General features: G+C 71.9%; 13 protein-coding genes and 1 pseudogene. 9 read left to right on the top strand and 5 right to left on the bottom strand.

Going from position 1 to position 20,237, the window contains the following annotated elements; all coding sequences use genetic code 11:
• Positions 1-182: 182 nt before the first annotated feature.
• Entirely contained in the window at positions 183-1,835 is a 1,653-nt protein-coding gene (locus IM697_RS36075; RefSeq protein WP_194040382.1) for a M4 family metallopeptidase, read from the top strand.
• Positions 1,836-1,915: 80 nt separating this feature from the next.
• Positions 1,916-2,431: a DUF1990 family protein gene (locus IM697_RS36070; RefSeq protein WP_194040380.1), complete on the top strand. Its 516-nt coding sequence runs from the start codon at positions 1,916-1,918 to the stop codon at positions 2,429-2,431.
• 12 nt (positions 2,432-2,443) lie between these two features.
• On the opposite strand, the gene IM697_RS36065 is transcribed toward IM697_RS36070, so the two are convergent.
• From IM697_RS36065 to IM697_RS36050, 4 genes and pseudogenes are all read right to left on the bottom strand, one after another.
• A complete protein-coding gene (locus tag IM697_RS36065; protein WP_228045098.1) occupies positions 2,444-4,186 on the bottom strand; it encodes an ABC transporter ATP-binding protein in 1,743 nt (580 codons plus the stop codon).
• A gap of 131 nt (positions 4,187-4,317) precedes the next feature.
• On the bottom strand, positions 4,318-6,021 hold the full coding sequence (locus IM697_RS36060) for an ABC transporter ATP-binding protein (protein ID WP_194040378.1): 1,704 nt from the start codon (positions 6,019-6,021) through the stop codon (positions 4,318-4,320).
• 37 nt (positions 6,022-6,058) lie between these two features.
• Positions 6,059-7,912 (bottom strand): ABC transporter ATP-binding protein, encoded by a 1,854-nt coding sequence (locus IM697_RS36055; protein ID WP_194040376.1) that lies wholly within the window; start codon positions 7,910-7,912, stop codon positions 6,059-6,061.
• Between the two features lie 587 nt (positions 7,913-8,499).
• Positions 8,500-10,284 (bottom strand): annotated as a pseudogene (locus IM697_RS36050) (ABC transporter ATP-binding protein); the annotation flags it as partial.
• Positions 10,285-10,490: 206 nt separating this feature from the next.
• Here IM697_RS36050 and IM697_RS36045 point away from each other — a divergent pair.
• The 4 genes from IM697_RS36045 to IM697_RS36030 are packed head-to-tail and all read left to right on the top strand — an operon-like array spanning position 10,491 to position 14,055.
• Entirely contained in the window at positions 10,491-11,396 is a 906-nt protein-coding gene (locus IM697_RS36045; protein ID WP_194040375.1) for an ABC transporter ATP-binding protein, read from the top strand.
• Positions 11,393-12,127 (top strand): ABC transporter permease, encoded by a 735-nt coding sequence (locus IM697_RS36040; protein ID WP_194040373.1) that lies wholly within the window; start codon positions 11,393-11,395, stop codon positions 12,125-12,127. The genes IM697_RS36045 and IM697_RS36040 overlap by 4 nt, the downstream gene beginning before the upstream one ends.
• 25 nt (positions 12,128-12,152) lie before the next feature.
• Positions 12,153-13,415, top strand: a complete 1,263-nt coding sequence (locus IM697_RS36035) for a sensor histidine kinase (protein ID WP_194040371.1) — start codon at positions 12,153-12,155, stop codon at positions 13,413-13,415.
• Positions 13,408-14,055, top strand: coding sequence for a response regulator (locus IM697_RS36030; protein ID WP_194040369.1), 648 nt, complete (start codon positions 13,408-13,410; stop codon positions 14,053-14,055). The genes IM697_RS36035 and IM697_RS36030 overlap by 8 nt, the downstream gene beginning before the upstream one ends.
• A gap of 98 nt (positions 14,056-14,153) precedes the next feature.
• On the opposite strand, the gene glgX is transcribed toward IM697_RS36030, so the two are convergent.
• A complete protein-coding gene (glgX, locus tag IM697_RS36025; RefSeq protein ID WP_194040367.1) occupies positions 14,154-16,409 on the bottom strand; it encodes a glycogen debranching protein GlgX in 2,256 nt (751 codons plus the stop codon).
• Between the two features lie 157 nt (positions 16,410-16,566).
• On the opposite strand from glgX, the gene IM697_RS36020 reads away from it, so the two are divergent.
• The 3 genes from IM697_RS36020 to IM697_RS36010 all read left to right on the top strand — a co-directional run bounded on the left by IM697_RS36020 (position 16,567) and on the right by IM697_RS36010 (position 20,082).
• The gene (locus IM697_RS36020; RefSeq protein ID WP_194040365.1) at positions 16,567-17,805 is read left to right on the top strand and encodes a L,D-transpeptidase; all 1,239 of its coding nucleotides are present in this window, start codon (positions 16,567-16,569) and stop codon (positions 17,803-17,805) included.
• Positions 17,806-17,984: 179 nt separating this feature from the next.
• On the top strand, positions 17,985-19,223 hold the full coding sequence (locus tag IM697_RS36015; protein WP_194040363.1) for a L,D-transpeptidase: 1,239 nt from the start codon (positions 17,985-17,987) through the stop codon (positions 19,221-19,223).
• A 91-nt stretch (positions 19,224-19,314) separates the two neighbouring features.
• Positions 19,315-20,082 (top strand): enoyl-CoA hydratase/isomerase family protein, encoded by a 768-nt coding sequence (locus tag IM697_RS36010; RefSeq protein WP_194040361.1) that lies wholly within the window; start codon positions 19,315-19,317, stop codon positions 20,080-20,082.
• The last annotated feature ends 155 nt before the right edge of the window (positions 20,083-20,237 follow it).

Raw genomic sequence — 20,237 nt, 5'->3', positions numbered from 1 at the left:
CGCCGTCTCGGTGGGTTCAACTCCCGCCGGGGCGGCGCCCGTTCGCCTTTCTGAAACGTTCACCCGACGGTCAAGTTTTGGCCAACATCATCGATCACTCCTGACATGTACGCGCCTTGGGTGTCACGCTTCCACCACCCGCCGCACAGCACCAATGCAGTTCCCCCCACAAAGGAGCTTGTGTGACCTCCCTCTACGCGCGTCGCAAGCGCACAACCCTGGCCATAGCCACCTCCGTGGCGGCCGGGGCCCTCCTCACCACCGCCCTGACCACCGGTGGTTCGGCCGCCGCGGCCCCCGCGGCCGCCGGCACCGAGGCCACCCCGCTCGCCGTCCCGGTGGCGCTCGCCCCCGCGGCCCGAACCGCCCTCATCAAGGACCAGCAGGCCCAGGCGGCCGACACCGCCGACCGGATCGGCCTCGGCGCCCAGGAGAAGCTGGTCGTCAAGGACGTCGTCAAGGACGCCGACGGCACCGTCCACACCCGCTACGAGCGCACCTACGCAGGCCTGCCCGTCCTCGGCGGCGACCTCGTCGTCCACGAGTCGGCGGCCGGCGAGACCAAGGGCGTCACCAAGGCGACGAAGGCCACCATCGAGGTCGCCTCGCTGAAGCCGGCGATCACCGCGGACAGGGCCGAGGGCCAGGCCCTCTCGCTCGCCAAGTCGGCCGGCTCGAAGAAGACCGAGGCGGACGAGGCGCCCCGCAAGGTGATCTGGGCGGCCGACGGCAAGCCGACCCTCGCCTACGAGACGGTCGTCGGCGGCCTCCAGGACGACGGCACCCCGAACGAGCTGCACGTCATCACCGACGCCGCCACCGGCAAGAAGCTCTACGAGTACCAGGGCATCGAGACCGGCTCCGGCAAGAGCCTGTACTCCGGCACCGTCACCCTCGGCACCACCAAGTCGGGCTCGACGTACCAGCTCCACGACACCACACGCGGCGGCCACAAGACGTACGACCTGGCCCGCGGCACCTCCGGCACCGGCACCCTGTTCACCGACGCGGACGACACCTGGGGCACCGGCAACGCCTCCGACGCCCAGACCGCCGCCGTCGACGCCGCCTACGGAGCACAGGAGACCTGGGACTTCTACAAGGACACCTTCGGCCGCAGCGGCATCAAGAACGACGGCAAGGCCGCCTACTCCCGCGTCCACTACGGCAACGCGTACGTCAACGCGTTCTGGGACGACAGCTGCTTCTGCATGACGTACGGCGACGGCGAGGGCAACACCAACCCGCTGACCTCGCTGGACGTGGCCGGTCACGAGATGACCCACGGCGTCACCTCGAACACGGCGGGCCTGAACTACACCGGTGAGTCGGGCGGCCTGAACGAGGCCACCTCCGACATCTTCGGCACGGCCGTGGAGTTCTACGCCAAGAACTCCTCCGACGTCGGCGACTACCTCATCGGCGAGAAGATCGACATCAACGGCGACGGCACCCCGCTGCGCTACATGGACAAGCCCAGCAAGGACGGCAATTCGGCCGACTACTGGTCCTCCTCGCTGGGCGGCCTGGACGTCCACTACTCCTCCGGCCCCGCGAACCACTTCTTCTACCTCCTGTCGGAGGGCAGCGGAGCGAAGACGATCAACGGGGTGAGCTACGACTCCCCGACGTCCGACGGCTCGACGGTCACCGGGATCGGCCGCGACAAGGCGGTGCGGATCTGGTACAAGGCGCTGACCGAGTACATGACGTCGACGACCAAGTACAAGGCCGCCCGCACGGCCACCCTGAGCGCGGCGTCCGACCTGTACGGCGCCGACAGCACCGAGTACAAGGCGGTGGCGGCGGCCTGGTCCGCCGTCAACGTGAGCTGAGCACGGACCTGTTGACACAGGGCTGACGGACGGCACCCGGGACGAAGGCATTCCCGGGTGCCGTCCTACTCTTGGGAACCATGTCTTTGGGGCCTTTCACGTACGACGACGTCGGCGCGACCCGGGAGAACGGCTTCTGCCCGCCCGGCTTTCGCCCCCTGCACGTGCGCACCCGCATCGGCGAGGGCGAAAAGGTCTTCCACAGAGCCGCCGAGGCGGTCATGACCTGGGAGATGCACCGCGCGATGGGCGTCGGCATCGACGCCACGGCCGAACGCGCGGCCCCCGACGTCGACGTCACGGTCACCCTCGCCGGTGTCATCAAGGCCCCGTGCCGGGTGGTCTGGACGGTGGACGAGCACCGCAGGATCGGCTGGGCGTACGGCACGCTCTCCGGCCATCCGGAGTGCGGCGAGGAGGCGTTCCTGGTGGAGCGCACGGGGGACGGCACGGTGTGGCTGACCGTCCGCGCCTTCAGCCGCCCGGCCAAGTGGTACGCCCGAGCGGGCGGCCCGGCCACCCGTGGTCTGCAGCACGCGTATGCGAGGCGGTGCGGGGTGGTGCTCAGGCGGATGTGCGGTGGTGATGACGAGTGACGCCGTTGGGTGTCAGGCGCCGCCGGCGGCGGGCCGCTCCCCGTGCCAGGACCGCCACAGCGCCGCGTACGCCCCGTCGGCCGCGACCAGCTCGTCGTGGGTGCCCAGCTCGGTGAGGCGGCCGCTCTCCATCACGGCCACGCGGTCCGCGTCGTGCGCGGTGTGCAGACGGTGCGCGATGGCGATGACGGTACGGCCCTTCAGAACGGCGGCCAGGGCGCGCTCGGTGTGCCGGGCGGTCGTCGGGTCCAGCAGGGCCGTCGCCTCGTCCAGGATCAGGGTGTGCGGGTCGGCCAGCACCACGCGCGCGAGGGCGAGCTGCTGGGCCTGCGAGCCGTCCGTGCCGTGCCCCCCGTCGCCCAGCGCCGTGTCCAGGCCGTCGGGCAGCCGCCGTACCCAGGTGTCGGCGCCGACCGCGGTGAGGGCGGCCCACAGGTCCTGGTCCGTGGCGGACGGCTCGGCGATACGGAGGTTGTCGCGGACCGTGCCGAGGAAGACATGGTGCTCCTGGGTGACCAGCACGACCTGGCGGCGCAACTGCTCCGGGCCCAGCGCGACCACCGGCACCCCGCCGACCGTCACCGATCCGGCGGTCGGCGCGTCCACGCCCGCCAGCAGCCGGCTCAGGGTCGTCTTGCCGGCGCCGGACGGGCCGACCACCGCGAGGCGTTCCCCGGGGCGGACCGTCAGGTCGACGTCGCTGAGCACCTCGCCGCCGCGGTCGTAGGCGTAGCGCACGGCGGTCACGTCGATGCGGTCGTCCGCGGGGACGGGGGACTCGGTGTCCGTGGCGCGCGGGGCCTGGGCCAGGCCCTCCACACGGGCGAACGAGGCGCCGCTGGACTGCAGTTGCTCGACCCGCATCAGGATCTCGTCCAGCGGTTCGCTCAGCCGCTGCAGATACAGGGCCGCCGCCACGACCGAGCCCAGACTCATCGTGCCCCGGTCGAGCAGGACGGCGCCGAGCAGCAGGACCGTGGCGACGGGGAAGAGGTACGACACCTCGACGGCCGGGAAGAACACGGTGCGCAGGAAGAGGGTGTAGAAGCGGGTCCGCCGGGAGGTCTCCAGGGCGTCCCGGCTCGCCGCCACCCGCCGCCGCTGAAGCCGCAGCGCCTCCACCGTGCGGGAGCCGGTCGCGGTCGCCGCGAGGATCTCCGCGACGTCCGAGGTGGCCGCGCCCTCGGCGAGATAGCCGTCCCGGGCCCGGCGCAGATACCAGCGCAGCGCCCACCAGATGCCGGCGAAGCCGAGCAGGCCGCACGCGCCGAGCAGCGGATTCAGCGCGATCACCGCGCCCAGCAGGAACAGCGCCTGTACCGAACTGATGAGCAGTTGGGGCCCGACGTCGCGCAGGGTGGTGCCGACCAGGGCGACGTCGGCGGTGCCGCGCGCGGTCAGATCGCCGGTGCCGGCCCGTTCCACGACCGACGCGGGCAGCGCGAGGGCGCGGTCCACGAACGTCTCGCGCACGCGGGCCAGTGTGCGCTCGCCGAACCGGTGCCCCACGTAGCTTGCCCAGCGGGCGAGGAACAGCTGCGCCGCCGAGCAGATCAGGATGGCCAGGGCCAGGCGGTCCACGGTGCCTACGCCGGTGCCGGCGCGTACCTCGTCGATGATGCGGCCCACCAGCCAGGGGCCGGCGAGTCCGGCGATGGCGGCGAGGGAGTTCAGGGCGAGTACGGCGGTGAAGGCGCGGGCGTCCGCGCGGAGCAGGTGGAGGGCGGCGCGGCGGACTTCGGCGCGTTCTGCGATGGGGAGGCGGGCGGGGGAGAGCTCGGGGGCTTGGGTGCGCTGCCGGGTGCGGGTGCGTTGTGGCTTGTCGCGCCCCGCGGCGGAGCCGCATGATGTCACTGCCCCGCGCCCCTGGGTGGGCTGTACTTCCGTCACCTGACAGCCTCCTCGGCGTCTTCGTCACGGGCCACCAGAGCCCGGTATCCCGGCTCTCCCTCCAGCAGTTCGTGGTGGGTGCCCGTCGCCGCCACCTTGCCGTCGACCAGGTAGTGCACGACGTCCGCGCGGTCCAGGACCAGGGGGGACGTGGAGGTCACCAGCGTCGTACGGCCCTGTCGGGCCTCGTGCAGGCGTTCGGCGACCCGGGCCTCCGTGTGGGCGTCGAGCGCTGACGTGGGCTCGATGGCCAGCAGGATCTCGGGGTCGGCCAGCAGGGCGCGGATCAGACGGACGCGTTGGCGCTGGCCGCCCGAGAGGTTGCGGCCCTGGGCGTCGATCGGGGTGTCCAGGCCGTCGGGCAGGCCACGGACGATGTCGTCGGCGACGGCCGTGCGGACCGCCTGCGCGATCGCCGCCTCGTCGCGGCCGCCGACCAGTTCGCGCAGTGTGCTCGCGAACAGGTCCGCCTCGTGGTCGGCGACCAGGATGCGCTCCCGGAGCTTCGGTAACGCGATCTCGTCCAGGGGTACGCCGCCCCACGTGGCCGTCGACGGGACGTACCGGCCGAGTCGGTCGACCACGGCCGCGGCGTCGGCGGGCAGCGAACCGGCCAGCGCGGTCAGCCGTCCCGGCAGCACCCGCACCCCCGACTCGGGGTCGTGCAGCACCGCCGGTTCGGCGGGCGCGTCCCGGGTGCCGGTGTCCGCCATCGGCTCCAGCCGCAGGAACCGTACGACCCGCCGCGCCGCCACCAGACCGCGAGCGACCTGGTACCCCCACTCGACGAAGAACGCCACCGGACGGACCAGGACCGCCACATAGCCGTACACGGAGACCAACTCGCCCACGGTGATGGCGCCTTGGGCCGCCAGGCGCGCCGCCAGCCACGTCACCACGGCGAGGAACAGCGTCGGCAGCCCCATCCCGAGTGCCTGCACCCAGCTGGTCACCGCCCCGACCCGGTACCCCTGCGCCCGCAGCCGCTGCGAGTCCCGGTGGAAGGCGTCGGCGACCAGGCCCTTGCCGCCGAGGCCGTTGAGGACGCGCAGTCCGCCCGCGAGGTCGGCGATCCGCGCGGTCAGCACGCTCTGCCGCTCCCGGTACTCCGTCTCGGTGCCCTGGAGCCGTCCGAGCAGTGGTCCGACCAGTACGCCGATCGCGGGCATGCCGAGCAGCACCACGACGGCGATCGGCACCGAGATCGACACCAGCAGCAGGGCCACGGCCAGATAGGCGACGACCGCGCCGAACCCGGGGCCGATGACGGTCAGGGAGCCGGCGATCGTCTGGACGTCGCCCACGCCGATCGTGACGACCTCGCCGGCCCCGATCCGGCGCGGCAGGGCGGCACCCAGCCGGACCGACTGCCCGACCAGGAGCTTGATGGTGCGGAACAGGGCGTCCATCCGCACCCGCGTCATCGTGCGGTGCCGCATGATGCTCAGCCAGGCGTTGAAGACGCCCACCCCGACCAGCGCGCCGGTCCACCCGCCCAGCGCCGCGTGGTCACCCGTCGCCAGCCCCTCGTCCACGGCACGCGAGAGCAGGTACGGCGTCGCCGCCAGCAGCACCATCCACACGGCGGAGATCAGCGACCCGGCGGCGGACCGTCCGGCCTGCTGGGTGACCAGCCACCACAGATACCGTCCGCCGCCACGACAGTCGGGCTCGCCCGGATCCTCGTACGCGTCGATCATCGTTCCCCGTGCCCCGTCTCTCACTCGTGCCGTCGACCTACGCCAGACTGTCCCGCCACGCCCGATGCAGATCCGCGAACCTGCCCGTCCCGGCGACGAGTTCGGCCGGTGTGCCGTCCTCGACGATCTCCCCGTGCTCCATGACCAGCACCCGGTCGGCGATCTCGACCGTGGACAGGCGGTGCGCGATGACGACGGCCGTGCGCCCGTGCAGCACCGTCGACATCGCGCGCTGCACGGCCCGCTCGCCGGGGATGTCGAGGGAGCTGGTCGCCTCGTCGAGGATCAGCACCGCCGGGTCGGCGAGCAACGCCCTCGCGAACGCGACGAGTTGACGCTGGCCCGCGGAGATACGGCCGCCGCGCTTGCGTACGTCGGTGTCGTAGCCCTCGGGCAGGGAGCTGATGAAGTCGTGCGCGCCGATGGCCTTCGCGGCCTGCTCGATGTCCTCGTGGGTGGCGTCCGGGCGGCCGATGGCGATGTTCTCGGCGACCGTGCCGGAGAACAGGAACGCCTCCTGCGTCACCATCACCACCCCGCGCCGCAGTTCGGGCACGGCCAGCTCGCGCAGGTCCACGCCGTCCAGCAGGACCCGGCCCTCGGAGGGGTCGTAGAACCGGGCGAGCAGCTTGGCCAGCGTCGACTTGCCCGCGCCGGTGGAGCCGACGACGGCGACGGTCTGCCCGGCCGGGATCGTGAGGTCGAAACGGGGCAGCACCTCGCCGCCGGTGCGGTAGCCGAACCGGACGCCGTCGAAGACGACCTCGCGGCCGGGGTGCTCCGACCGGAGCGCCGGAAGCCGCCCGGGCTCCCGCGGCTCGGGCACGGACGGCGTCTGGGCCAGCAGTCCGGCGATCTTCTCCAGGGAGGCCGCCGCCGACTGGTACGAGTTCAGGAACATGCCGAGCCGGTCGATCGGGTCGTACAGCCGGCGCAGGTACAGCACCGCCGCCGCCAGCACACCGAGGGCCAGTGTGCCGCCCGCGACCCGGTAGGCGCCCCACAGCACGATCCCCGCGACGGCGGTGTTGGCGACGAGCCGGGAGCCGACGACGTAACGCGCCATCTCCAGCAGCGCGTCGCCGTTGGTCCGCTCATGCCGGGTGTTGAGGACCCGGAAGTCGGCGTCGTTGGCGGCCTCGCGGCGGAAGGCGCGCACCGGGCGGATGCCGTTCATCGTCTCGACGAACTTGACGATCACGGCGGCGATCGCGGTGGACCGCAGGGTGTACACCCGCGCGGCGCGCCGCCGGTAGAGCCGTACGAGGAGGTATAGCGGCACGAAGGACGCCACGGCGACCGCGCCCAGGCCGAGGTCCAGCCACAGCAGCATCGCCGAGATGTAGACGAAGGACAGGATGACGGTGACGAGTTCCTGGAGGCCCTCGTTCAGCAGCTCGCGCAGGGACTCCACGTCCGTGGTGGAGCGGGAGATGAGCCGGCCCGAGGTGTAGCGCTCGTGGAAGTCGATGCTCAGGGCCTGGGCGTGGCGGAAGATCCGGCCGCGCAGATCGAGCAGGACGTCCTGGTTGACGCGGGCGGCGACCAGGATGAACGCGTACTGGAGCGCGCCGGAGACCAGCGCGCACAGCAGATAGCCGACGCCGACCGCGACCAGCGGCCCGAGGTCGTCGCGCCGGAACGCCGGTACGGCCGTGTCGATGGCGTACGCCACCAGCAGGGGGCCCGCCTGCACGGCCGCCTGCTGGAGCAGCAGCAGGAGTGTGGTGAGGGCGACGCGGGCCTTCATCGGGGTGAGCAGGGAGCGCAGGAGGGCGGCGGTGGCGCCCGGGGGAGTGGGCAGGACGTCCCGGTCGAAGGGGTCCTGGCTCGCGTCGCCGGGCCGGCCGCCGCCCTTGGCCGGGGTGGCGGTCGTGGCGGGCGCGCTCATCGGTGGGCCTCCTCGTGTGCTCCGTCCGCCGGGTGCCCGTCGCCTGTTGGGCCGGTCCGGCGCGCCTGCCTTTCTGGGCCGACTCGACTGTCCCGGTGCGGCTGGTCGCTTCGGCTGGCTCGGTTGGTTTCGCCGGTCCGGTCTTCTCGGCCGGTTCGGGTGGTTCGGTGCGGCTGGTCGTCCTGGCCGGTTCGGTGCCGCTGGTCCTCCTGGCCTGCTACGTCCGCCCGGTCCACTTCGTTCGTCCGGGTGACCCGGTCCGCCTGGCTCTCCTCGTTCGTCCGGCTGGCTTCGTTCGCCTGGCTCTCTTCGTCCGCCCGGGTGACCCGGTCCGCCTGGCTGCCTTCGTCCGTCCGGCTGCCTTCGTCCGTCCGGCTGCCTTCGCCCGCTCGGCTGCCTTCGTCCGTCCGGCTGCCTTCGCCCGCTCGGCTGCCTTCGCCCGCTCGGCCGACTTCGTCCATCCGGCCACCTCCCTCCGCCCAGCTCCCTCCCTCCGCCCAGCTCCCTCCCTCCGCCCGGCTCCCTTCCTCCACCCGGCCCCCTCCCTCCGCCCGGTCCGCCCCGGCAACCGTTCCGTTCACCGCGTCCTCGTCGTCCGCTGCCTCCGCTCCGGCCATCAGATGGGCGTACTCGGCGTTGCCGCGCAGCAGTTCGTGGTGGGTGCCGACGGCGGTGATGCGGCCGTTGGAGAGCAGGGCGACGCGGTCCGCGAGGAGCACCGTGGACGGGCGGTGGGCGACGATGAGGGCGGTGGTCTCGGCGAGCACGTCCCGCAGGGCGGCCTCGACGGCGGCCTCGGTGTGCACGTCGAGGGCGGACAGGGGGTCGTCGAGGACGAGGAAGCGGGGTCGGCCCACGACCGCCCGCGCGAGCGCCAGCCGCTGCCGCTGACCGCCGGAGAGGCTGAGCCCCTGCTCGCCGACCTGTGTCTCGGTGCCGTGGGGAAGGGAGTGCGCGAAGCCGGCCTGCGCGACGCCGAGCGCCCGCTCCAACTCGGGCTCGCCCGCCCCGTCCGTCGCCCCCATGAGAACGTTGTCCGCGACGCTGGCCGAGAAGAGCGTGGGCTCCTCGAAGGCGACGGCGACGAGGGTGCGCAGCTCCTCGCGGCTCATCGCCGTGATGTCCCGCCCGTCGAGGGTGATCCGGCCGGACGTCACCTCGTGGAGGCGGGGCACGAGGGCCGTCAGCGTCGTCTTGCCGCTGCCCGTCGCGCCGACGAGCGCCATGGACTCGCCGGGGCGGATGTGCAGGTCGACGCGGTCGAGGACGGGTGGGGAGTCGGCGGGCGCGTCCGGGTAGCGGAACCGCACGTCGTGGAACCGGAGTCCGAGGTCCGCACGGTCCTGCTCCGCCGAGGTGAGCGCGTGCCCCTCCGGCTGCGCGTCCATCGCCTCGAAGTACCGCTCCGTCGCCGTCGCCGCCTCCTGGCTCATCGCCAGCAGGAACCCGATCGAGTCCACCGGCCACCTGAGCGCGAGCGCGGTCGACAGGAACGCCACCAGCGTGCCCGCCGACAGCTCCCCGTCCGCCACCCGCACCGCGCCCAGCACCAGCGCCGCCCCGATGGCCACCTCCGGCAGCGTCACGATGACGCCCCAGATCGTCGCCAGCAGCCGCGCCTTGCGCAGCTCCGTGCCGCGCAGCGTCCGCGACAGGTCCCTGAACGCCCGTGCCTGACTGCGATGCCGCCCGAACCCCTTGATGATCCGGATGCCGAGGACGCTCTCCTCGACGACCGTCGTCAGATCGCCGACCTGGTCCTGCGCGCGGCGCGCGACATCGGCGTACCGCTTCTCGAAGACCACGCAGGTGACCATCACGGGCACCGCCGGGATGAGGATCACCAGCCCCAGCGTCCAGTCCTGGAGCAGCATGATGATCACGCCGACGAGGATCGTCACACTGTTGACCAGCAGAAACGTCAGCGGGAAGGCGAGGAACATGCGCAGCAGCATCAGATCGGTCGTGCCCCGCGACAGCAGCTGACCCGACGCCCACCGGTCGTGGAAGGCCACCGGCAGCCGCTGCAGATGCCGGTACAGATCCGCCCGCATCGCCGCCTCGACGCCCGCCAGCGGCCGCGCCACCAGCCATCGCCGCAGGCCGAACAGCAGCGCCTCCGCGAACCCGAGCAGCAGCAGACCCAGCGCCCCGAGCCACACCCCGGCCGGATCGCGGTCGGCGACGGGCCCGTCCACCATCCACTTCAGGACGAGGGGGATGACCAGCGCCAGACACGAGGCGAGGACCGCGACGCCCGCGGCGGTGAACAGCCGCACCCGCACCGGCCGGACGTACGGCCACAGGCGCAGAAGCGTACGTACGGCGGATCGTTCGGACCTGTCCTCGGCGGTTGCACGTGTCGTCACCATCAGCAGCGAGCCTACGGATCGCCACTGACACTGCCCACCGAGTTTTGGCCGGTCCGCAATCGGCCGCTGGTCCTACGACCTGCGCGTTCGAGGGGGCGTACAGGCGCGGCCGTGAAGTCGTACCCGCTTCATCAGCCGATCGGGTGATGCTCTTTCGAGCGCGACGGCCGATGTGCCGGGCCCCGCCGTCCCGCGACCCTGATGCCATGTCCGTCATAGAAGTCACCGATCTGCGCAAGTCCTACGGCGACCGCACCGTCGTCGACGGCGTCTCCTTCGCCGTCGAGGAGGGCGAGATCTTCGGCATCCTCGGCCCGAACGGCGCCGGCAAGACCACCACCGTCGAGTGCGTCGAGGGACTGCGCGTCCCGGACGCGGGCCGCGTCCGGGTCACCGGCCTCGACCCCGTCGCCGACCACGCGCGCGTGGCCCGCGTCCTCGGCGCCCAGCTCCAGGAGAGCGAGCTGCAGGCCAAGCTCACCGTGCGCGAGGCGCTGGAGCTGTACGCCGCGTTCTATCCGCGCCCGCTCGACTGGCGGCCGCTCGCCGAACGCCTCGGCCTGACCGCCAAGCTGACCACCCGGTTCGCGAAGCTGTCCGGCGGCCAGAAGCAGCGCCTGTTCATCGCCCTCGCCCTCATCGGCAACCCCCGGGCCGTCGTCCTGGACGAGCTCACCACCGGCCTGGACCCGCGCGCCCGCCGCGACACCTGGCAGCTCATCGAGGACGTCCGCGCCAGCGGCGTCACCGTCCTGCTCGTCACGCACTTCATGGAGGAGGCGCAGCGGCTGTGCGACCGGATCGCCGTGATCGACAAGGGGCGGATCGCCGCCCTGGACACCCCGGCCGGACTGATCCGCCGCTCCGCCGGCGCCACCGTCATCAGCTTCACGCCGTCCGCCGCGCTCGACGACAGTGACCTGAACGCGCTGCCCGGGCTCGCCTCGGTCGAGCACAAGGACGGCCGCGTCACGCTCGCCGGCACCGACGAGACCGTCAACGCCGTCATCACCCTCCTCGCCCGCAGCCATGTCACCGCCCACCAGCTCCGCGTCACCGACGCCACCCTCGATGACGCGTTCCTCGACCTGACCAAGGAGACCTCGGCATGAACCCCGCCGTCCTGAGGACCGAGATCCGCCTCCTGGGCCGCGAACCGGGCGCCCTCTTCTGGATGCTGCTGTTCCCGAACCTGCTCCTGGTGATCCTCGGCTCCATCCCGGCCTTCCGCGACGCCGAGGCCGGCCTCGGCGGGCTGCGGACCATCGACGTCTACGTCCCCGTGGCCGTGCTGCTCGGCCTGATCGTCGGCGGGCTCCAGGCCATGCCCCAGACCCTCACCGGCTACCGGGAACGCGGCATCCTGCGCCGGATGTCCACCACCCCGGTACGGCCGTCCACCCTGCTGTCCGCGCAGATGCTGGTCTACGGCGGCGCGGCCCTGCTGTCCGCGCTGCTGGCCCTCGCGGTCGGCCGGATCGGCTTCGACGTACGGCTGCCGGGCCAGCCCTTCGGATACGCCCTCGCGCTCGTCCTGGCCGTCCTGGTCGCGCTCGCGCTCGGCGCGGTGGTCTCCGCGCTGTCGCCGACGACGAAGATCGCCGGGGCCGTCGGGTCCGTCGTGTTCTTCCCGGCGATGTTCTGCGCGGGGGTGTGGCTGCCGGTGCAGACCATGCCGGACGTGCTGGCCGACATCGTCGGCTTCACCCCGTTCGGAGCGGCCTCCGAAGCGCTGAACCAGGCGGCGGTGGGCGACTGGCCCGGCTGGGCCCACCTGGGTGTCATGGCCGGCTGGGCGGTGCTGCTGTCGGCCACGGCGGCGCGCTGGTTCCGCTGGGAGTAGGGGGCCGACCGTGCAGACTGGGGGGATGACCGCGGGGGACACCCAACTCGAGCAGCGCTGGGAGCAGTTGCACAGGCTGGGGCCGTACGGGCTGCTCGGCGTCAGCGTCCTCCTCTCGGCCGCCGCCGCTGACCTGATGGACGGCCCCGCCGAGTGGTATGCCGCCGGGGTCCTGCTCGTCGCCGCGATCGCGCTCCAGCTGTGGTGGAACGGCACCCGCCACCGGCGGGCCGACCGGGGCCGCGCGCCGTCCCCGGCCGGGATCGCGTACTACGTCGTCCGCTGGGCGATCGCCTTCGCGCTCACCTGGATCAACCCGCTCTTCGGCTTCTACGCGGCCACCGGGCTGATGGACGCCGACGAACTGCTCCCGGGCGGGTGGCGGCGGCTCGGTGTGTTCGCCGCCGCCGTCACCATGGCCGGCTCACAGTCCGGCGGGCTGCCGCCAAAGAGCACGGGCCAGGGGGTGGCGTTCGCCGGGCTCGTCGTCGTCAACGCCGCCTTGCATCTGTTCGTCGCTCACTTCACCGCGCAGGAGAAGCAGCGCTCCCGCGAACGCGTCGCCACCATCGCCGAACTCGAACGCACCAACACCGCGTTGCAGCAGGCGCTCGACGAGAACGCCGCCCTCCACACCCAACTCCTCGTCCAGGCCCGCGAGGCCGGCGTCGCCGACGAGCGCCGTCGGCTGGCCGCCGAGATCCACGACACCATCGCCCAGGGCCTGACCGGCATCATCGCCCAGCTCCAGGTCGTCGCGAACGCCCCCGACCTGCCCACCGCCCGCGTCCACCTCGACCGCGCCAGCGCCCTCGCCCGCCACAGCCTCGGCGAGGCCCGCCGCTCGGTGCACAACCTCGCCCCCGTGGCGCTGGAGCACGACGGGCTTCCGCAGGCGCTGCGGAGCACGGTCACCGAATGGGCGCAACGCACCGGCGTACGCGCCGACTTCACCGTCACCGGCACCGCGGAACAGCTCCACGACGAGCTGTCGGCGACCCTGCTCAGGATCGCCCAGGAAGCCCTGTCCAACGCCTCCCGGCACGCCCGCGCGACCCGCGTCGGCGTCACCCTCTCCTTCCTCGGCGACGAGGTGATCCTCGACATCCGCGACGACGGCCGGGGCTTCGACCCGCTCAGCCTCCCCGAGCGCGGCAGCGACGGCGGCTTCGGACTGCCCGGCATGCGCGCCCGCGCCGAGCGCATGGCCGGCTGCCTGACCGTCGAGTCCGAACCGGGGCGCGGCACCGCGCTGTCGGCTCGCGTACCGTTGGTGCGCCATGAGTAGCGACGAGGCGGCCATCTCCCTGTTGATCGTCGACGACCATCCCGTCGTACGGGACGGTCTGCGCGGCATGTTCGAGTCCGCACCCGGATTCAAGGTGCTCGGCGAGGCGTCGAACGGCGAGGAGGCCCTGGAACGGGCCGCCGCCCTCGACCCCGACGTGATCCTGATGGACCTGCGCATGCCGGGCGGCGGCGGGGTCGCGGCCATCGCCCACCTCACCCGCGTCGGCGCCCGCGCCAAGATCCTCGTACTGACCACGTACGATACCGACTCCGACACCCTCCCCGCCATCGAGGCGGGAGCCACGGGCTACCTGCTCAAGGACGCCCCGCGCGACGAGCTGTGCACCGCGGTCCGGGCCGCCGCCGAGGGCCGCACGGTACTCTCCCCGGCCGTCGCCTCCCGCCTGGTCTCCGCCGTCCGCGCGCCGAAGGCCCCCGCGGGCGAGCCCCTCTCCGCCCGTGAGCGCGAGGTCCTGGCCCTGGTCGCCAAGGGCACCTCCAACCGCGAGATCGCCCGTGAGCTCTTCATCAGCGAGGCGACCGTGAAGACCCACCTCACCCACCTGTACGCCAAGCTGGGCGTCAACGACCGCGCGGCGGCGGTCGCGACGGCTTACCAGCGGGGGATCCTGGGCTGAAGGGGGGTCTGGGGGCGCAGCCCCCAGAAAGGGTCCGGGGTCGAAGGGGCGGGGCCCCTGGGGATGGGACGGGTAGGGGCGGCGGGGGCGAAAACCCCTCACCCCACCACCCGCAGCAACAACACCGCCCGCGCCGGCACCGTGATCGCCGCCCCCGCCCGGTGCTCCACCCCCGGCGCCTCCTGTTGCTCCTCCCGCGAGGTGTCGACGACCACCTCGTACCGCTGCGCCCACGGCGGCCCCGGCAGTACGAAGCTCACCGGCCGCTCCCCGGCGTGCAGCACGGCCAGGAAGCTGTCGTCGACTATCGGCGCGCCCCGCTCGTCCCGGCCCGGGATGTCCCGCCCGGACAGATACATGCCCAGCGTCGCGGCGGGCGCGTACCAGTCCCGTTCCGTCATCTCCGAGCCGCGCGCGGTGAACCAGGCCAGATCCCGCAGCCCGTCCGCCGAGTGCGCCCGCCCGGAGAAGAACGCCCGGCGGCGGAGCACCGGATGCCGGTGCCGCAGCTCGATCAGCCGGGAGGTCAGGTCGAACAGCGCCCTCCAGCCCGGCTCCTCCAACAGCCCCCAGTCCAGCCAGCTGATCTCGTTGTCCTGGCAGTAGGCGTTGTTGTTGCCCCGCTGGGTCCGCCCCAGCTCGTCCCCGGCGACCAGCATCGGCACGCCCGTCGACAGCAGCAGCGTCGTCAGCAGGTTCCGCAACTGTCGCCGCCTGAGCGCCCGTACCCGCTCGTCGTCCGTCTCCCCCTCGGCCCCGCAGTTCCAGGCCCGGTTGTCGTCGGAGCCGTCCCGGTTGCCCTCGCCGTTCGCCTCGTTGTGCTTGCGCTCGTAGGACACCAGGTCCCGCAGCGTGAAACCGTCGTGCGCGGTCACGAAGTTGACGGAGGCGTACGGCCGCCGCCCGCCCCACGCGTACAGGTCGCTGGAGCCCGACAGGCGATACCCCAGATCCCGCACGTCGGGCAGCGCGCCCCGCCAGAAGTCCCGTACGGCGTTGCGGTACCGGTCGTTCCACTCCGTCCACAGCGGCGGGAAGGAACCCACCTGGTACCCGCCCGACCCCACGTCCCACGGCTCGGCGATCAGCTTCACCCGGCGCAGCACGGGGTCCTGGGCGATCACCGCCAGGAACGGCGAGAGCATGTCGACGTCGTGCATGGAGCGGGCCAGCGCCGCCGCCAGGTCGAAGCGGAAGCCGTCCACGCCCATCTCCGTCACCCAGTAGCGCAGTGAGTCCGTGATGAGCCGCAGGACGTGCGGCTGGACGACGTGCAGTGTGTTCCCGCAGCCGGTGTAGTCGGCGTACCTGCGCGCGTCCGACTGCAGCCGGTAGTACCCCCGGTTGTCGATGCCCTTCAGCGACAGCGTCGGGCCCAGCTCGCCCGCCTCCGCGGTGTGGTTGTAGACGACGTCGAGGATGACCTCGATGCCGGCCGCGTGCAGGGCGCGCACCATGTGCTTGAACTCGCCGACCTGCTGACCCGTGGTGCCGGAGGCGGCGTAGGCGGCGTGCGGGGCGAAGTAGCCGACGGAGTTGTAGCCCCAGTAGTTGCGCAGGCCCTTGCGCAGCAGGTGGTCCTCGTGCGCGAACTGGTGGACGGGGAGCAGTTCGACGGCCGTCACGCCCAGCTTGACGAGGTGCTCGACCGCCGCCGGATGCGCGAGACCGGCGTACGTGCCCCGCAGCTCGCGCGGTATCCCCGGGTGCAGTTTGGTGAACCCGCGTACGTGCACCTCGTAGATCACCGAGTCGGCCCATGGCGTCTTCGGCCGGCGGTCGTCCCTCCACTCGTCGTCGGGGGAGTCGTCGTGGACGACCACGCCCTTCGGGACGTACGGCGCCGAGTCCCGGTCGTCGCGCACGGTGTCCGCGACATGCTGCTGGGGCCAGTCGCGGACATGGCCGTACACCTCCGGCGGCAGGCTGAAGTCGCCGTCCACCGCGCGCGCGTACGGGTCCAGGAGCAGCTTCGCCGGGTTCCAGCGGCCGCCGGTCCAGGGGTCCCAGCGGCCGTGGACCCGGTAGCCGTAGCGCTGACCGGGCATCACACCCGGCACGAACCCGTGCCAGATCTCGTGCGTCAGCTCGGTCAGCCGGGCCCGTGTCTCCTTCCCCTCCTCGTCGAAGAGACACAGGTCCACGGCCTCCGCACCGCCCGCCCACAGCGCGAAGTTGGTGCCCGCCACCCCGTCCGGACCGACCCGGAAGCGGGCGCCGAGCGGCACGGGAGTGCCCGGCCACACGGGCACCCCGGGGGCCTTGTGCCGCGCGCCGTTCACGACGGCGGCCGGGCGCCCCTCCTCAGCGGCGACCGCCCCGGCCACCGCCTCCTGCTCGGCTGCGCTCGACACCTGTCGGCCTCCCACGGCTCACGGACCACACGATGTGGAAAGGGGGCACGCGGTCGTCCAGCCGCGGCTCCCCTTCGCGTCGTCCTCCCACATGTTCTGCCCACCGCATGGCTCGCACTCACGTTTCCCCAGGGCCGCCCCGGTCGTTGGGGTCTTCGTGAGGCATGCACAAGGGCGCGCGCGGCGCGCGGGGGCCGCGTTGGCCGCCGTACTGACATGGGCAGGACTGCTGGCCGGGGCGGCCGGCTGTACTTCGGACGGCGGCATCGGCGAGATGCTGGGCAAGGCGCCGGCACCCGAGGACGTCATCCGGGTCACCCCAGACGACGGCTCCAAGGGCGCACGCCCCGACGACCGGCTGCTCGTCCGCGTGCCCAGCGGGCGCCTGGAGTCGGTCAGGGTCGTCAAGTCCCAGGACGCCCAGGAGACCCCCGTCCCCGGGCACATCTCCAAGGACGGCCTGCGCTGGGAGCCCGAGGACGACAGGCTCGCGCTGGCCGCCAAGTACACGATCGACGCGGTGGCCCTCGACGGCCACGGGCGCCGCAGCGCACGGCACACGACCTTCACCACGTACGTCCCCGACGAGCGGTTCATCGGCTACGTCGCCCCGGAGAACCGCTCCACCGTCGGCACCGGGATGATCGTCTCCCTGGAGTTCAACCGGGAGATCCGCGACCGGGCGGCCGTCGAACGCGCCGTCCAGGTCACCGCCGAGCCGGCCGTGGAGGTCAGCCCGCACTGGTTCGGCAGGGCCCGCCTCGACTTCCGCCCCCGGACCTACTGGAAGCCCGGCACCAGGGTCACCGTCGCCCTGCGCCTGCGGGACGTCGAGGGGGCACCCGGGGTCTACGGCCTCCAGTACAAGACGTTCTCCTTCACCGTCGGCCGCCATCAGGCCTCGCTCGTCGACGCCGCCAAGCACACCATGGAGGTCCGGCGCGACGACGAACTGCTCGCCACCGTCCCCGTGACCGCGGGCGCCCCGAAGACCACCACCTACAACGGCAAGATGGTGGTCACCGAGATGCTCGAACTGACCCGCATGAACGGCGCCACCGTCGGCTTCAAGAAGAAGAACGGCAAGGGCGAGTACGACATCCCCGACGTCCCGCACGCCATGCGCCTGACCGACTCCGGCACCTTCCTGCACGGCAACTACTGGGCCGACGCCTCGATCTTCGGCCGGACCAATGTCAGCCACGGCTGCGTCGGCCTCATGGACGTCAAGGGCGGCGGCTCCGACACGCCCGCGGGCTGGTTCTTCGACCGCAGCCTGGTCGGGGACGTCGTCGAAGTCGTCCGCAGCAAAGACAAAAAGGTCGCTCCCGACAATGGCCTCGGAGGATGGAATATGGGCTGGAAGGAGTGGAAGGCAGGTAGTGCGGTGAAGTAATCCGACAGGGGGGTGAGTTGCGGTGCGCCGCCCGAACAGCCGGCCAACTGCCGATGTTGGAACGGAACGGTGACAAACAGACGGCGCCGACGCCCCTGGCCTGGAGGTTAATATGCGCCGATGCGCGCGGCGGGCGCGCGGGGGGACGGGGCCTTGGTGCCCGGGGAGGGGAGTAGGACTTGAACGTGCGGCCGATATCGGGGGCGTCGGTGGGGGCGCGAGGACGGAGCCGCAAGGGGCTCTCCGTGGTGGCGGGGGCGCTGCTGCTCGCCGTCACCGCGTGCGGCGGGGGCGGTGGATCGGACTCGGGCGCCGGGAACGGGAAGGGCGGGGACGCCGGCACGGCCAAGGCCGAGAAGTCCCAGGCGGTCGTGACCATAGCGCCGGGCGACGGCGCGAAGTCCGTCGACACCAGCGGGGCGCTGAAGGTGACCGCGGCCAAGGGCAAGCTGACGAGCGTCGAGGTCAAGGACGCCAAGGGCAACGCGATAGACGGCGAGATATCCGGTGACGGTGCGACCTGGACGCCGTCCACGCACCTCGCCGCGGCCACCACGTACTCGGTGCACGCGGTCGCCAAGGACTCCGCGGGCCTGGAGGCCGCCAAGGAGGCCGACTTCACCACTCTGACTCCGAAGAACACCTTCATCGGACGCTTCACTCCCGAGGACGGCTCCAAGGTCGGCGTCGGAATGCCGTTCTCCCTCCGCTTCACCCGGGGCATCACCAACCCGGAGGACGTCGAGAAGGCGATCACCATCAAGACCGAGCCGGCCGTCGAGGTCGCGGGCCACTGGTTCGGCAACGACCGCCTGGACTTCCGTCCCGAGAAGTACTGGAAGACCGGCACGAAGGTCACGGTCGAGCTCAACCTCGACGGCGTGGAGGGCCGCCCCGGCGTCTACGGCGAGCAGGACAAGAAGGTCACCTTCACCATCGGCCGCAACCAGGTCTCGGTCGTCGACGTGAAGACCAGGCAGATGAAGGTCACCCAGGACGGCAAGGTCGTCAAGACCATCCCCGTCACCACCGGCAAGCCCGGGTACGACACCTGGAACGGCCAGATGGTGATGACCGAGAAGTTCGTCCAGACCCGGATGAACGGCGACACGGTCGGCTACGAGGGCGAGTACGACATCAAGGACGTCCCGCACGCCACCCGCCTGACCGACTCCGGCACCTTCATCCACGGCAACTACTGGGGCGGCGGCGCCTTCGGCAACTACAACGCCAGCCACGGCTGCATCGGCCTGCGCGACGTCAAGGGCGCCTACGACAGCGGGACACCGGCCGCGTGGTTCTTCAACCACTCGATGATCGGCGACGTGGTGGTGGTGAAGAACTCCAACGACGCGACGGTCGCCCCCGACAACGGCCTGAACGGCTGGAACATGTCGTGGGAGAAGTGGAAGGCCTAGGGCCCCCTTTCGGACGTACGGCCCCGGCGCCCGCCTCGATGTGAGGTACGGCACCGGGGCCGTAGCCGTTAGCCCCCGTTAACCTGCTCGCATGACCGTGAATCTCGAAGTCGCCGAAGGCGTCGGCACCCTCCGTCTCGACCGCCCGCCCATGAACGCGCTGGACGTCGCCACCCAGGACCGGCTCAAGGAACTCGCCGAGGAGGCGACCCGGCGGGACGACGTACGCGCCGTGGTGATCTACGGCGGGGACAAGGTGTTCGCGGCGGGCGCGGACATCAAGGAGATGCAGGCCATGGACCACACCGCGATGGTCCTGCGCTCCCGGGCGTTGCAGGAGTCGTTCACGGCGGTCGCCCGGATCCCGAAGCCGGTGGTGGCGGCGGTGACGGGCTACGCGCTCGGCGGCGGCTGCGAGTTGGCGCTGTGCGCGGACTACCGGATCGCCGGGGACAACGCCAAGCTGGGCCAGCCGGAGATCCTGCTCGGCCTGATCCCGGGCGCGGGCGGCACCCAGCGGCTGGCCCGGCTGATCGGCCCGTCCAAGGCGAAGGACCTGATCTTCACGGGTCGCATGGTCAAGGCCGACGAGGCGCGGGAGTTGGGCCTGGTGGACCGTGTCGTGGCGCCGGACCAGGTCTACGCGGAGGCGCACGCCTGGGCGGCGAAGCTGGCTCAGGGCCCGGCCATCGCGCTGCGCGCGGCCAAGGAGTCGATCGACACGGGCCTGGAGACGGACATCGAGACCGGCCTGGCGGTGGAACGGAGCTGGTTCGCGGGGCTGTTCGCGACGGAGGACCGGGAGCGGGGGATGCGGAGCTTCGTGGAGGAGGGCCCGGGCAAGGCGAAGTTCCGCTGACGGCTGCCCGCCTCCAAAGTCGTCCGCGTCCCTTGTAATTGACGGGATGTCTGATCCGGGGTCCCTCGATGGGGCGGTTTATGGCAGCCTTAAGGCAACCTTAAGCCTGTCTTGTCGAGGGAGCCCGTCGATTGCCGCCAGTGGACCCTTCGTCG

Origin of the sequence: Streptomyces ferrugineus, assembly GCF_015160855.1 — a bacterium.
Classification (GTDB): domain Bacteria; phylum Actinomycetota; class Actinomycetes; order Streptomycetales; family Streptomycetaceae; genus Streptomyces; species Streptomyces ferrugineus.
The sequence above is the reverse complement of the archived record's forward strand: the minus strand, read 5'-3'. Positions and strand labels throughout refer to the sequence as shown.

What these genes read in the sequence shown, in the direction of transcription:
- IM697_RS36055 (WP_194040376.1), bottom strand. Translation starts at nt 7,912, where the DNA reads ATGAGCGCGCCCGCCACGACCGCCACCCCGGCCAAGGGCGGCGGCCGG.
- IM697_RS36010 (WP_194040361.1), top strand. Translation starts at nt 19,315, where the DNA reads ATGACCGTGAATCTCGAAGTCGCCGAAGGCGTCGGCACCCTCCGTCTC.
- IM697_RS36045 (WP_194040375.1), top strand. Translation starts at nt 10,491, where the DNA reads ATGTCCGTCATAGAAGTCACCGATCTGCGCAAGTCCTACGGCGACCGC.
- IM697_RS36030 (WP_194040369.1), top strand. Translation starts at nt 13,408, where the DNA reads ATGAGTAGCGACGAGGCGGCCATCTCCCTGTTGATCGTCGACGACCAT.
- IM697_RS36060 (WP_194040378.1), bottom strand. Translation starts at nt 6,021, where the DNA reads ATGATCGACGCGTACGAGGATCCGGGCGAGCCCGACTGTCGTGGCGGC.
- IM697_RS36035 (WP_194040371.1), top strand. Translation starts at nt 12,153, where the DNA reads ATGACCGCGGGGGACACCCAACTCGAGCAGCGCTGGGAGCAGTTGCAC.
- IM697_RS36070 (WP_194040380.1), top strand. Translation starts at nt 1,916, where the DNA reads ATGTCTTTGGGGCCTTTCACGTACGACGACGTCGGCGCGACCCGGGAG.
- IM697_RS36040 (WP_194040373.1), top strand. Translation starts at nt 11,393, where the DNA reads ATGAACCCCGCCGTCCTGAGGACCGAGATCCGCCTCCTGGGCCGCGAA.